At 46.1% G+C, this 13,374-nt stretch carries 14 protein-coding genes; 6 read left to right on the top strand and 8 right to left on the bottom strand.

Annotation, left to right across the window (positions count from 1 at the left end; genetic code table 11):
• Nucleotides 1-134: 134 nt before the first annotated feature.
• Complete coding sequence (locus QUA97_RS00485; protein ID WP_333192041.1) at nucleotides 135-1,073, top strand: cobalamin-binding protein; 939 nt, start codon at nucleotides 135-137, stop codon at nucleotides 1,071-1,073.
• 269 nt (nucleotides 1,074-1,342) lie between these two features.
• On the opposite strand, the gene QUA97_RS00480 is transcribed toward QUA97_RS00485, so the two are convergent.
• The 5 genes from QUA97_RS00480 to ybeY form a co-directional block, all read right to left on the bottom strand.
• Nucleotides 1,343-1,951: a fasciclin domain-containing protein gene (locus QUA97_RS00480; RefSeq protein ID WP_333192039.1), complete on the bottom strand. Its 609-nt coding sequence runs from the start codon at nucleotides 1,949-1,951 to the stop codon at nucleotides 1,343-1,345.
• A 166-nt stretch (nucleotides 1,952-2,117) separates the two neighbouring features.
• Nucleotides 2,118-2,900, bottom strand: coding sequence for an MBL fold metallo-hydrolase (locus QUA97_RS00475; RefSeq protein ID WP_333192037.1), 783 nt, complete (start codon nucleotides 2,898-2,900; stop codon nucleotides 2,118-2,120).
• A gap of 216 nt (nucleotides 2,901-3,116) precedes the next feature.
• Nucleotides 3,117-3,704, bottom strand: coding sequence for an anthranilate synthase component II (locus QUA97_RS00470; protein WP_194065618.1), 588 nt, complete (start codon nucleotides 3,702-3,704; stop codon nucleotides 3,117-3,119).
• Between the two features lie 453 nt (nucleotides 3,705-4,157).
• On the bottom strand, nucleotides 4,158-4,673 hold the full coding sequence (locus tag QUA97_RS00465; RefSeq protein WP_194065617.1) for a diacylglycerol kinase family protein: 516 nt from the start codon (nucleotides 4,671-4,673) through the stop codon (nucleotides 4,158-4,160).
• Nucleotides 4,674-4,834: 161 nt separating this feature from the next.
• On the bottom strand, nucleotides 4,835-5,371 hold the full coding sequence (gene ybeY / locus QUA97_RS00460) for an rRNA maturation RNase YbeY (protein WP_333192249.1): 537 nt from the start codon (nucleotides 5,369-5,371) through the stop codon (nucleotides 4,835-4,837).
• A 35-nt stretch (nucleotides 5,372-5,406) separates the two neighbouring features.
• Between ybeY and QUA97_RS00455 the strand changes: the two genes are divergently transcribed.
• Nucleotides 5,407-5,544, top strand: a complete 138-nt coding sequence (locus QUA97_RS00455) for a hypothetical protein (protein WP_194012214.1) — start codon at nucleotides 5,407-5,409, stop codon at nucleotides 5,542-5,544.
• Between the two features lie 36 nt (nucleotides 5,545-5,580).
• Here the strand turns inward: QUA97_RS00455 and QUA97_RS00450 are convergent, their stop codons facing one another.
• Nucleotides 5,581-5,802 (bottom strand): DUF3285 domain-containing protein, encoded by a 222-nt coding sequence (locus QUA97_RS00450; RefSeq protein ID WP_194012213.1) that lies wholly within the window; start codon nucleotides 5,800-5,802, stop codon nucleotides 5,581-5,583.
• 238 nt (nucleotides 5,803-6,040) lie between these two features.
• Between QUA97_RS00450 and QUA97_RS00445 the strand changes: the two genes are divergently transcribed.
• Entirely contained in the window at nucleotides 6,041-6,562 is a 522-nt protein-coding gene (locus tag QUA97_RS00445; protein WP_333192030.1) for a nucleoside 2-deoxyribosyltransferase, read from the top strand.
• A gap of 85 nt (nucleotides 6,563-6,647) precedes the next feature.
• Here QUA97_RS00445 and QUA97_RS00440 read toward each other — a convergent pair whose 3' ends face one another.
• Both QUA97_RS00440 and thrS read right to left on the bottom strand, forming a co-directional pair.
• Nucleotides 6,648-7,394, bottom strand: a complete 747-nt coding sequence (locus QUA97_RS00440) for a DUF4058 family protein (RefSeq protein WP_333192027.1) — start codon at nucleotides 7,392-7,394, stop codon at nucleotides 6,648-6,650.
• A 112-nt stretch (nucleotides 7,395-7,506) separates the two neighbouring features.
• Nucleotides 7,507-9,336 (bottom strand): threonine--tRNA ligase, encoded by a 1,830-nt coding sequence (gene thrS / locus QUA97_RS00435; protein ID WP_333192025.1) that lies wholly within the window; start codon nucleotides 9,334-9,336, stop codon nucleotides 7,507-7,509.
• Between the two features lie 952 nt (nucleotides 9,337-10,288).
• Here thrS and QUA97_RS00430 point away from each other — a divergent pair.
• From QUA97_RS00430 to QUA97_RS00420, 3 genes are all read left to right on the top strand, one after another.
• Nucleotides 10,289-10,618: a DUF2605 domain-containing protein gene (locus tag QUA97_RS00430; protein ID WP_333192023.1), complete on the top strand. Its 330-nt coding sequence runs from the start codon at nucleotides 10,289-10,291 to the stop codon at nucleotides 10,616-10,618.
• A 158-nt stretch (nucleotides 10,619-10,776) separates the two neighbouring features.
• Nucleotides 10,777-11,088: a DUF2973 domain-containing protein gene (locus tag QUA97_RS00425; RefSeq protein WP_194012206.1), complete on the top strand. Its 312-nt coding sequence runs from the start codon at nucleotides 10,777-10,779 to the stop codon at nucleotides 11,086-11,088.
• Between the two features lie 184 nt (nucleotides 11,089-11,272).
• A complete protein-coding gene (locus tag QUA97_RS00420; RefSeq protein WP_333192019.1) occupies nucleotides 11,273-13,267 on the top strand; it encodes a DICT sensory domain-containing protein in 1,995 nt (664 codons plus the stop codon).
• Nucleotides 13,268-13,374 lie beyond the last annotated feature (107 nt).

Raw genomic sequence — 13,374 nt, 5'->3', positions numbered from 1 at the left:
TCGGAAACGATATGACCAACAACCAATAACCAACAACCAACAACCAACAACCAATAACCAATAACCAATAACCAATAACCAATAACCAATAACCAATAACCAATAACCAATAACCAATAACCAATAACTTCCTCATGAATCAACTCAGGATTGTCTCTCTAATTCCCAGTGCCACCGAAATTGTAGCAGCTTTAGGATTAACCGATGCCATTGTCGGCCGTTCTCACGAATGCGACTATCCCGCAGAAATCCAGAATTTACCTGTTTGCACTCAGCCTAAATTCAATCCCGAAGGAACTAGCAGCGAAATTCACAACCGCGTCACAGAATTGTTGCAAAATGCGCTCAGCGTCTATAAAGTAGAAATAGATACTTTAGAAAAATTGCAGCCAACTCACATCATTACTCAAGCTCAATGTGAAGTCTGTGCTTGTTCTCTGACAGAGGTTGAACAAGCAGTCAGCACGCTGGTAAATAGCCAGCCGGAAATTATTTCTTTGCAGCCAAATTTGCTAGCAGAAATCTGGACGGATATTGGGCGAGTTGCTGCTGCTTTGGGTGTCGATGCTCAAAGTACGATCGCACTTTTGCAATCCCGCATCGATGCTATTATCTTAAAAACCGAAACATTAACCGTTAAACCCACAGTAGCCTGCATCGAATGGATTGAACCTTTGATGGCTGCGGGAAATTGGATTCCCGAATTAGTAGCAATGGCGGGAGGCGATTCGCTGTTTGGCATTGTCGGGGAACATTCCCCCTGGTTACAATGGGAATCCCTGGTTGAAGCTAATCCCGATGTGATTATTTTTATGCCTTGCGGCTTTGATTTAAATCGCACTTGCACCGAAGCAATGGCGATGGCTCAATACACAGAATGGCAAGATTTGCAAGCAGTCAAAACCGGAAAAGTTTACATAACTGACGGCAATTCTTACTTCAATCGGCCAGGGCCGAGATTGGTGGATTCCTTAGAAATTTTAGCAGAAATTATCCATCCCGAAATCTTCGATTTTGGCTATCGCGGTCAAGGTTGGCAGCCATTTTTGCCAGTACCTGCGGCTACTCATTAACACGCATAAACGGATCGCGCGTGTATACTTTATTCTGCTGTTTTAGAGCGGACTTTATACCATTTTTCTAAAGATGTGGTATAGATAAAATCTTAGCCCCCCCTTAATAAGGGGGGGTTGGGGGGGTAATATCTAGCGCTACTTTATGAAATTGGTATTAGTCCGCACTACGAACCAATTTTAGATCGAGCGAAGATGATATCACGGGAGATTAGTTAATTGCCCGTTCCCTCAACTTCAGTTACATTAGGATACAAAAAATGCTAATCCTACATCCCATCGGGCGGCATCAAAACCTTGTCAATTACGTGAATAACGCCGTTGCTAGCTTTGATATCAGCTTTCACAACATTAGCGCCGCCGACAGTAACTTTGCCGGGAGCAACTACCACTTTCACAGGCATACCTTCAACAGTTTTAACCTCATCGGACTTCAGGCTAGTAGATAAAACCGCACCAGGAACAACGTGGTAAGTTAAAATCTTAGTAAGTTTGGCTTTGTTAGCTGGTTTGAGCAAATCATCCAAAGTTCCTTTTGGCAAAGCAGCAAAAGCCGCGTCTGTCGGTGCAAAAACAGTGAAAGGGCCTTTTCCTTGTAAAGTTGTCACCAAGCCTGCTGCTCCCAAAGCCTTTGTCAGCGTCTTGAATTGAGCGTCGCCAGATGCAATAGCAACAATATCCTTAGTAGCAGCCATCGGTGCCGGTGAAGCGGCGGTTTTCACGTTTCCCGCAACTTGTTGAGTTTGAGTTGTATTAGCAACAGTTGTTTGGGAGTTGATGCGAGCTGCAGCGGGGAAACCAATCAACGCGCTAGCGCCGATTATTCCTGCGAAACCTGTGAGTTGTTTCATCCAGCTAGGTAAATTTTGATTTTTCATTGCGCTTGCATTTCCTTATGAGATAAAACCGTGAACATGAATTGTTATGTTAGCCAAATCTCGACAAAAGGCAAGGTTGCCAGAGACTAAGATAGCAAGAAAATTCTCTTGCATCCCCGATCGCACCAAAACTTCCTTAATATAACGTAAACTTAGCGAAAAAGTGTCAACCGCTAAATCGGTAACTCAAAACCTCAATCACCGAACCGGTTTGGGGTAAGTCAGCGGGTTTAATCGAAATCGTGTCATTATTCAATCGGCGCACCGCAGTACCATCCATCAGCGCCAAGAAGTCATCTAGCGGCACTAAATCGCACGCTGCTGCATCGGCGGCTTGGGTTTTGTAATGCGTGGGAATCACCATCTTTGGTTTGAGAATTTGCAAAGTTTGCTTCGCTTCCGCCGGAGTGTAAGATTTCGGCCCTCCACCCACGGGAATTAGCACCAAATCCGGCCGCCCAATCAAGATTTGTTCTTCAATGCCGATCGCGCCAGCAACTCCACCCAAGTGTAAAATCTTAATACCGGCTTGCTGCCAGAGCCAAGCCACATTCACCCCAAATCGCCTGCCGCCCTCCCGGTCTTTTTCCGTGCGAATCCCTTGAATCCTGAGCCCGTTCGATCGATAAGCCCCAGGCTCGTACAAAAGGCCGGGATTGCCCGAAAATCCGTCCACCGCCCCTTCATCGAGCAATCTGCTGCTAATCAGAATCAAATCAGTGGGTACTTTGGGAGAACGATAGCCAGCCGTACAGCCCAGGGGGCGAAAAGGATTCACCAGCACCCTCGCACCGCCACCGGCGAACAAAAAGCAAGTGTGGCCCAACCACTGAACCGATAAAGAATCAGCAGTTTGAGCTTGATAGCTTTCCCATCCAGATGGTAAACCAGTTGCTATAGCGGCTAGCAAACCCGTCTGTGCGTAACGTATTAATTGTCGCCGTTTCATCTTGTGGTTGCGGTTGTCGGGTGTTGGTCGTCTGTTGTTATACCACAAAACACAGTAAGTCGATTTTCGATTTTCGATTTTAGGTTTTAGATTTATATTGTGTGCGATCGGCCTGACAGCACTACAATATGGATCGCACGCGCGAACCGCAGCGATTTCTTCCTGCTTCCTCCCATCCCTTACATCCGTTACAAAAGAAGCGGACGTACTTGCTTATTAAAGTCTTTCTAAGAAATTTCGCAATAACTGCTTTCCCGAAGCAGTCAAAATACTTTCCGGGTGAAACTGCACTCCTTCAATGTGCGGATATTCCCGATGGCGCACGCCCATAATCGTGCCATCTTCAACCCAAGCCGTAATTTCCAAAACCTCTGGACAACTCTGCTTTTCAATTACCAAACTGTGATAGCGAGTTGCAACCATCGGCGATTCCACTCCCACAAAAACTCCTACTCCTGCGTGTTCTACCTGAGAAGTTTTGCCGTGCATCAACACTGGTGCAGAAACAATTTTGCCGCCGAATACTTGACCGATACTTTGATGTCCGAGACACACGCCCAAAATTGGCATAGTCGGCCCCAATTCTTTGATTAATTCTAGAGAAATTCCCGCATCTTCCGGCCGCCCCGGCCCCGGAGAAATCACTACGGCTGCTGGCTGCAATTGTCGAATTTCTGCTAAGGAGATTTGGTCGTTGCGATAGACTTGAACTTCGCTGGCCACGGGCAAATCGGCGCCTAGTTCTCCTAGATACTGTACCAAATTGTAGGTAAAACTGTCGTAGTTATCGATGACTATAATCACTGGTTAATTGGGATTTTTGGTTAGAGATTTTTGGTTGGAGATTGATATCAAATCCTGTTCGGTAGTCTAGGAAGAATCGAATCGCGAAGACGCTTGTAGTGCGTTAGAAAGGACGTACATCTTCTGATTTCTCTGACTTCGCGTTCGCGTGCCTCGCGGTTCATTCGATCTTACCACCTATTAGTTATCATTCTGATACAACCGGATTTGATATGACTGGCGGTTTGAATGCAATAGTTAGAAATTTTTAGAGATACAACCAAGATTTAAATAGCTGCAATATGTACGAATCAAACTCAAAACTTCAATTTGGTCATCCCAAACCTCAAATTTTTATCGCTCAATAAGTTATACCAGTTTCAAAAAAGAATGCAACTGCGGACAAATTTCAAAACATGATAGTCATAAGTCATTTCCCATTGAAAATCTTCAATGCGAAAATCGAAAATGGCGTTACTGACGGACGATCGCCATTTGAAGCACTTCCCACAACGGAGGAAGCAGGAGTGCAGCAGCAACAATTGCCGCAGCCATTGCCGATACCAGAACTGCTCCGGCCGCGCAGTCTTTGGCAATTTTGGCTAGTTCGTGGTAAGATTGCCCGACCGTTAAGTCTACCACCGATTCGATCGCCGTATTCAAAAGTTCCATTGCTAAAACTATACCAATGGTGACGCCGATCACAGATATTTCTACAGGTTTCAGTTGCAGATATAGCCCTAGTCCGATCGCCAAAGTGCCTATAAAAGTGTGAATCCGAAAATTTCGCTGAGTTTCAAAAGCATAACTCAGCCCACCCCAAGCGTATCTAAAACTCGTAGCTAAGCTTGATGCAATTTTCCAGGACAGTTCTCGCTTGTATTTCAAGGCTTTTTTCGGTTCGTTGTCTGTCACACTCGAAGAGTCTTGAGGCACGATCGCAATGTGTGCAATGTTTTTTGATGAAATAGAGGGTCGCTCTAGTGTCATAAATAACCAACTTTAAATTACAGAGATGAATGAAAGCTAGACTTTTCAAATTTACTTAATCAAGTCTAGTTAACTTTCCTAAGTTTTTACTAAAGTTTTGGTGTAATTTCAGAAAGTTATGTTGGGCTTGATGTGATTGGTTAAGTAACCATCAACTTCAGTTATGCTGTTTGGATCTCGATATCGATCGCCCGCAGCAGTGTTTCTTGTCTGTCTAGCATTTGAGTCAGACTCTCCTCATCCGGGTGATCCCAGCCCAAAAGGTGTAGAAAACCGTGGGCTGCGAGCCAAGCTAATTCGGTTTTCAGCGGATGTCCTTGCTGCTGGGCTTGTCGCTGAGCCGTATCGATCGAGATTACGATATCACCCAAGTATAAGGGTTCAGATGACTGCATTTCCTCTAATTGAGGACAGTCTACCTCTAAAGCTGCGAAAGCTAGTACATCCGTCGGTCGATCGAGCTTGCGGTACTGGGCGTTGAGGGCTTGCATCTCCGGATCAGCGGTTAAACGCAGGCTGACCTCGTAGCCAGGGGCCGCTGGCACATCCGCCTCTTGGTTTTCCAGCCAAACGCTAAACCAACTTTCCCAAGTTTCCGTTGAAATTTCCCCGCTGGCTGCACTTTCCGGGAGGTTGGAACCGTCGGCGGACGATCGGGCTAGCCCATAACAGTCTTCGACGTTCACCTCAATTAGCATTTTCAGCATTTTTTGTCAAGCAATTTATTCAATTTTTGGGCAATTTCACATTGGGCAGGCTAATCGACTTTTTGCTTTTAGCTGGCAGATTACAGGAATCTGTGGAAGATTGCAACGGGTCGATCGCGCGATCGGACAAAACGGCCCGCTATGGAACCCGCACAGGCGCGTGAGTGTGTGTATCGACTAAATTTCCAGCGCCCGGTGTTCTAAGAGTTGAAATAGCGATCGAGAAAAGCCAAACCGACGAGTACGCCCAAAAGTCCAGCCGCCGTCAAAGCAAAATGAAACAAAGAAGTCGCCCGCTTGCGAACCATATTCCGCATCGCCAGCTTGACATAACTCGGTGGAGGTGCATTGTTTGTCGGCGCTGTCGGAGTTTCGGCGGCGAGCTCTTCGGAGGCGGGAGTTGTGGAGGGAGGTTGACTCATAGCGGTTAGTTTAGAAGGTTAACAGAGGGGCTGCTGAAGACAGACTCGCCACGATGGTAACAAAAATGTAACGTTTTGTGTAGGATTTTTTAGGTTTCAGACGGTCGCAGGCTGGTTGCGCGCAGCAGAGAATCGTCAGCGCGTCTTTGTAGTGAGGAATGCAAGTCCTGATTTATCAGGATTTGCATTCGTTACGACGAACCTAATTCTGGTTATCTAACCCAGTTGCATAAATAATTTGCTTGCTAAATTATATTTGGGAATCGTAACAATTAGCCCGGTAAGCCTACTTATGCTCATTTACTTTGCTGCACCTCTGTTTTCACAAGCTGAACTACACTTTAATCAGTACCTCACTGAAAAACTGGAATCGCTCGGTTATCAAGTTTTCCTACCACAGCGTGACGGTGCAGAGCGCGATAAGCCACCTTACGACAAAATGACTAAAGAAGAACGTAGGTTTGCCATATTCCAAGTTGATACAACTCATATTATGGAGTCTGACATATTCTTATTTGTATTAGATGGGCGCGTACCTGACGAGGGAGCCTGTGTCGAGCTTGGGGTTGCATATACCCACAAAAAACTTCAGCATCGAAATAAGTTGATAATTGGTTTGCATACTGATATTCGCGCAGCATTCATAGGCTCAAAACTCAATCCGATGATACGTGTACCTTTGGAGTACATCGCCACAACGGAGAAGGAATTGCTGCAAGTGTTAAGAGATTATCAGGATTGTCAAGTTATAACGGATTAGGCATAGCAATTCAACAGACACGATCTTATTTAAAATTGCTATCCCATCAACCCCTTAACCCCGTCTCCTGCGACAAAGCATCAGCTCAAATAGCATCCGGTTCGGCAAGCGGGGGCACTGGTTCGGCGGTATAATCGATCGTAAAATCATATCCGGCGCGATCGTACACTGTATTCAACAACGCCTGTAAATCTACAATTGGTTCCACATCGCCTCCGCGCAAAGGCAAAGGAAAAGCCGGAATTGCATCCGGTAGATTAAACAAATACAAATCAGCCATAGGGCGACAATCTCCCCGACTCACCAAAATTCGATAACTTCCCTCAATATTGTCACCAAAAACAGGCAGAGGTTCGTAACTTCGCAGCAAGTCAATTTCCACTAAGTGCGATCGACTTCCGAACACCTTATACCGTTTTTCCTCATACATCTCCCGCCCTTTGCCGCGCTTGTTCGTCGGCGAAAGCACTTCTATTACTGTAACTACTTTCTTAGTTTCCTGTTCTATTACCTGCAAATAACTTTCTCTAACTTCCACCGTTGTAGGCACTCTCACTCTCAAAGCAGTCACAGGCGGCGACATGACAGCAACATTTCCAGTGCTAGAAGTTGCTGGAATTGGCGATCGTTGCACGGCCACATCGGGAATACCGACCAATAAAGCATCTTCCCCGCTGATTTGATAAATTCTTTGTTCGATGTCCACTAAATACTTAGGCAGCAGTTGCGGAGTCAAAAAATCTGCGATCGCAACTATTAACCGATTGTGAACCGCCCGCCAAAAGTCAGGACTTTCTAAATAGGGATTCATCCCCGGAAAAGGATTAGGCATAATCGTACCTCCCGTTGATTACTATCATTTTAGCAAACAGATTAGAAAAACGCAGACAATATCAAACAATCATCTGCGTTAATCCCCGTGCATCTGCGGTTAAAAAACTCCCCTAAAAATCGCCGTAACTGCTAATAGCCCTCTGCAACCTCCCAATAACTTCATCAACCGAAATCGCCCCCAACTCCCCAGAAGCACGAGTCCGAATATTCAAACTATTCGACTCAACCTCCTTCGCACCCACAACACTCATCACCGGAATTTTATCCTTCTCAGCATTGCGAATCAACTTGCCCAAACGCTCGCTATTCTCATCAGCTTCAGCCCGAATATTCAGCGCCCGCATCTTCGCCGCAACTTCCTTAGCAAACGGCAAAAACTCCGCGCTCACAGGCAACAAACGCACCTGAACCGGCGCTAACCACAGCGGAAAATCCCCCGCGTACTGTTCGATCAAAATTCCGATCAAGCGCTCCAAAGAACCGAAAGGAGCGCGGTGAATCATCACCGGACGCTGGCGAGTGCCGTCTTCAGAAACGTATTGCAAATCAAAACGTTCTGGCAAATTGTAATCTACCTGAACAGTTCCTAATTGCCATTCTCTATCCAAGACATCTTGGAAAATGAAATCGAGTTTCGGCCCGTAAAAAGCAGCCTCCCCAATTCCCTCAAAATAATTCATTCCCAAAGTTTCCACCGCGCGGCGGATTGCACCTTGCGCCTTTTCCCAAGCTTCATCGGAACCGATGTATTTCTCTAAATTTTCTGGATCGCGGAAACTCAAACGCGCCTTAAAGTTTTTCAGTTGCAGACTCTTGAATACTGACAGAATCAAATCCACCACGCTCAAGAATTCAGCATCCAACTGTTCCGGCGTTACAAATAAGTGGGAATCATCCACAGTAAAGCCGCGTACCCTGGTTAAACCGCCCAATTCTCCCGATTGTTCGTAGCGGTAAACTGTGCCGAATTCGGCTAAGCGCATCGGCAATTCGCGATAGGAACGCAATTCGCTTTTGTAAATTTGAATGTGAAAAGGGCAGTTCATAGGTTTCATGACAAAACCCTGTTCGTTGGCTGCCGCTTCTGCATCTTCAGCCATCAGCGGAAACATATCTTCTTTGTATTTCTGCCAATGTCCAGAAATTTTGAACAAATCGACTCTGGCGATGTGGGGTGTCACAACTTGCAAGTAGCCGCGCTTGATTTGTTCTTGTTTCAAGTAATCTTCTAGAATACTTCTCAAAATAGTGCCTTTGGGTGTCCACAAAGGCAAACCGGGGCCTACCGCATCGGCAAAAATAAATAAGCCTAATTCTTTACCTAATTTGCGGTGATCTCGTCTGAGGGCTTCTTCTTTGCGGTGCTTGTAGGCTTCTAGCTGTTCGGGTGTTTCCCAAGCTGTGCCGTAAATGCGCTGCAACTGAGCTTTGGTTTCGTCGCCGCGCCAGTATGCTCCGGCGAGACTTTCTAGCTCGATCGCCCTGCCGTTGATTTCATTGGTATTATCCAAATGGGGCCCAGCGCACAAATCCCACCATTCGTCACCCAAATGGTAAAGAGTAATCGGTTCGATCAAACCATCCAAAATTTCTAATTTGTAAGGTTCATTAATCTCCTTAATTCTGCGTTCTGCTTCCTCGCGGCTGACTTCTTCGCGAGTTACAGGCAATTTGCGGTTGATGATTTTGATCATTTCTTTTTTAATTGCCTTGAGATCCTTTTCGGTAAAAGGTTCCGGGCTGTCAAAATCGTAATAGAAACCGTTTTCAATCCAAGGGCCGATTGTTACTTGAGCCTTGGGAAATAACTTCTGTACCGCCATCGCCATAACGTGAGATGTGGTGTGGCGAATTTTTTTTAGTTGCTCCGACTCGCTGGTGCGGGGCAACTGAATTTTAACGGACTCTTCTGGAGCGTTCATGGATTCTGAGCTAGACATCGGCTGAATTTAGCAATTAATGAGAGTTGTAGTTGCTTCTATCTTACTCAGATTGGGACAGCAAGCGCTGACTTCCGGCTGAGGCTATTGGTGTCAACTTCAGGCTAGAACACTTCAAAAATCTCGCTTTTAGCTGAGTCTAGATCCCCCTAAATCCCCCTTAAGAAGGGGGACTTTGATCGTCGTTTCCGGTTCCCCCCTTAAGAAGGGGGGCTAGGGGGGATCTGCGGCCTAATCGTCAGACAGCATACCTGTACTACGTTTGACGTAAGTTGATACCTGTGGACTTTCTTAATTTTGAAACTGTTGCTTTTGTTGTTTTCTGTATAACAGAGCCTTCAGCTATATACACGCTGTCTGAGCCAATATTTCCCATAATTTTGGGATTTTGACTCAAAAATTGCTCCTGGCACGGTTAAGTTTATTCACCAAAAAACGAGAGGGAAGCCCCGGGCTAACGACATGGGGAGGAACTCGGTAGCGGTTTCAACCGCCTTCAACATTTATTTACGCAACTCATTGAAAGGTTTTGTTATGATGAGGTTGTAAGTAAAAAAACCATCTACGTGTTGAAACATTCTAGTATCGGAGAAATCCCGGCACAGTGAGCCACCACACTCCTTAAGGAGTAGTAAGCCTGTTTAACTGACAAGTAACGGCAGAATGTGAAGCGTACCTATCTGGCGAAAGTGATGGATTATGAAAGCAAACAATTCAAAAGTAAGCGCAATTGCAATACCTTTTATACTGGTAGTTGTTTTGAGCGTCTAGAGGTGCTTTGATAACGCCTTTGAGAGTTTTCGGATTCATTCAAGAATCCCCCTGATTCATCAGTGGGGAGTATCAAGCCCACCTGCTAGTTTTTTTAAATCCTTGAATTATTGTTAATAATATGTTACTGATTGTAAAGCACGTTTAAGGTTAGAATAAGTAGATAACCCAATTTTTATTCATGCTTAATTCCAATTTGCCGGAATCAGAGTTGCTCAAATCCCTACTGGAACCGCTGTTAGAGGATTTTAAATACTGGTTCGAGCGATCGACCACTCTCTTAGAAACTGAGGAAATTCCCTTTCTGAGCGGCGAGGATCAATCCGACTTGCTGGCGCGAGTCAAACAGGCTCAGCAAGAAGTAGGCGCCGCTAAAGCTCTATTTCAAGCAACCGGAGGTCAAGTTGCAATTGAAACCGCAGCACTGATGCCGTGGCACAGACTGCTCGCCGAATGCTGGCAAGTATCGGCTCGCTTTCGCTCATGGCAGTCAGCTCCCCGTGAAAAATAAGGAAGCGAGTTCAAGTTAAACTTGTTGTTAAATCCCAAACAAGAGGAAATGTCGCGGCCGACTTGAAAAGTTCCAACAGATTTCCAGTTAATAAGTTATTACTTGCTGAAACACATTTGTAAACTGCTGTGCGGCTGTTTAGCCGGGAGGAAAATATCATGTTACACCTGCTTTATATTTTAGCTTTCACTGTTCTGGCCTTTCTGGCAGTCGGTAACTTAATCCGCAGTCTAGTCACGGTAGGTATGGAGTCCCAGCGCCCCCAACAATTCAGGGCAAATCATGGCTCCGCATCCTATCCTCGCTCTCAAGCTGTACCCCATCCAGAACTGTTAGACGAATACGGAAACGTTGTCAACGAGCCGCTGTTAGTGATGCGTTCGCTGACTGTCCAAGATGCCCGCGAACAATTAGATGCTCTCTACAAATCATCTCCCGGCGGCAGCGACGAAGGGGGCGAACGACGCTGATTTAATCGCAGTCGCAGCATTTATACTCAGAGTCGCTGGTACTGAAAAAAATAATTGGCCGTTAGTTTCTCGCTAACGGCCAATTTGTAGCGACTTTTGAGAGATACTGGAAAAATATCGATCTCAACTTACGGTCGATCCCTTTCCAGTTTTGTCAACGGCAAAAATGCACGTTTAAAGCTAGATGATCGTCCCTATTTCGCTACTGGCAGAACTTCTGCAAGCTTTGCCCCCACTGCGGGCACAAATTTATTTCAAATCTTCCATGACAGCGCTGTCTCACGCGATGGAAGACTTGGTTTTGACTGGCTCCGACGACGAACCGCTAGTGATTGCTAGTTTTCAGCGAGAACGCTTCTACCTGCAGGAAGCTCACCGCTATCGGCGAATTGCCGCTCTATCTTCTCAGGTATACGTGCTAGCAGCACCGGAAACTGAGTTTAAAAATTCCTCGGAACATTACGAAACTGTGGCGTTTGCACCGGAGGACACATTAAGTCAAGAGTGGCACTTAGTAGTGCTGGGACAACACTACTCAACTTGTCTGATTTGTCAAGAAAAAATTGTGCCGATCGAGAATCAGGACGATCGCGGCCCGCTGTTGATGGATCAAGGTCGCAGATTTGAGGGAGTTTGGACGTTTGACAGGGAGGTAAGCTGCAAAGCTGCCGAATTGTTGCTCGATCGCATTGTCAAATATCGCCCGGAATTGGCCGAAAAGATCGATCGAGCGCGCACAACTTACAAGCTGGGCAAAAAAACCAAAAAAACCAGGAAATCCGCGACTTCCCCAGCCACCAAACCAGAAAAAAGCGCGCCAAAAAACTCAAGAATTCCCAATCCCAAATTGAGCGACGCTTTTACCAAACGCTTAGTAACCTATTTGCAATCAGGCCAGCACAAACTGCTGAAAGCATACAGCGCGATCGCCGCCCAAGAACGCAAAGAACGCCTCATAAACTTAATTACAACGGCAATGCGGCAGTCTCTCAACCCGCAAGAAATCGTCGAAGTCGCAGTGCAAGAACTGGGAACAGCTTTGTCAGCCAGCCGCTGTTTGATTTATCGCTGCAAAGCCGCAGATGTGTCGGTCAAAATCGATCGCGAGTTTTTGCGCCTGGGTGCTAGTTCTCTATTAAATCAGACTTGGCCGCTACAGTCCAATCCAATATGGAGCGACGCGGTAGCGCGGCAAGAGCGAGTTTACATCCAAGACACAGCAGAACACCCGCTGATTCTCAATACAAAATCTTTGGGCAAAATTGTCAAAAATTGGCAGATCGTCTCTTGGTTGATGGTGCCGGTGCTTTATCATGGGCGGATTTTGGGCATGGTGGAAATGCACCAGTGCCGATCGACTTCGCCTTGGGAAGAAGACGAAATTGCTTTAGTAGAGGCGATCGCCACCCAACTCGGAGCAGCCTTAATTCAAGCAGAAACCTACGCTAATTTAGAAGAACTCAACCAACAATTAGAAGCATTAGACCGCACTCGCAGCAATCTCATAGCCATCACCGGACACGAACTCCGAACTCCGCTATCGACAATTCAAGTATGTCTGGAAAGTTTGAACTCCGAGCCAGAGATGCCCCAAGAATTGCGAAAAATTATGTTAGAAACAGCCCTCGGAGATGCCGATCGAATGCGTAAACTTGTCCAAGATTTTTTAACTCTTTCTAACCTAGAAAGCGGACAAGTTAAATGGAATGTAGAATCGCTGACGCTGCAAGAATGTGTGGACTTGGCCCTCAGCAGCGTGCGATCGCGCGGCGGACTCGATCGACAGTTACCGGAAATTATCACCGAAGTATCCGCAGAATTGCCATTAGTCCAAGCAGACGGCGAGTGGTTAGTGGAGGTGCTGTCCAAACTGCTAGACAACGCCTGCAAATTCACCACAGCGAAGGGAAGCGTCACCATCAGAGCCAAATGCAACGGTTCTGCGATGGTGGAAGTGCTGGTCGCCGATACGGGGCGGGGAATCGAAGCGAATAGCTTGAAAGTAGTGTTCGATCGATTTTATCAAGAAGAAGGAGCATTGCGGCGCAGCGCCGGCGGTACCGGTTTGGGATTGGCAATTTGCAAGCAGATTGTCGCCGGCTGGGGCGGTAAAATTTGGGCAGATTCCCCAGGAAAAGACCGAGGAAGCGAATTTCACTTTACTATTCCAATTGTTTAGAATCAATTGACAAATTTTCGCCGCTCGATAGACCATAATAAAAAAGGTTTGAGCATTTTTGTGATGCGTAATTCAACGATAATAACTGATGATATCAATTCCGATTG

The sequence above is a fragment of the Microcoleus sp. CZ3-B2 genome (genome assembly GCF_036705055.1).
Classification (GTDB): Bacteria; Cyanobacteriota; Cyanobacteriia; order Cyanobacteriales; family Microcoleaceae; genus Microcoleus.
This window is presented reverse-complemented; position numbering and strand designations above follow the sequence as displayed.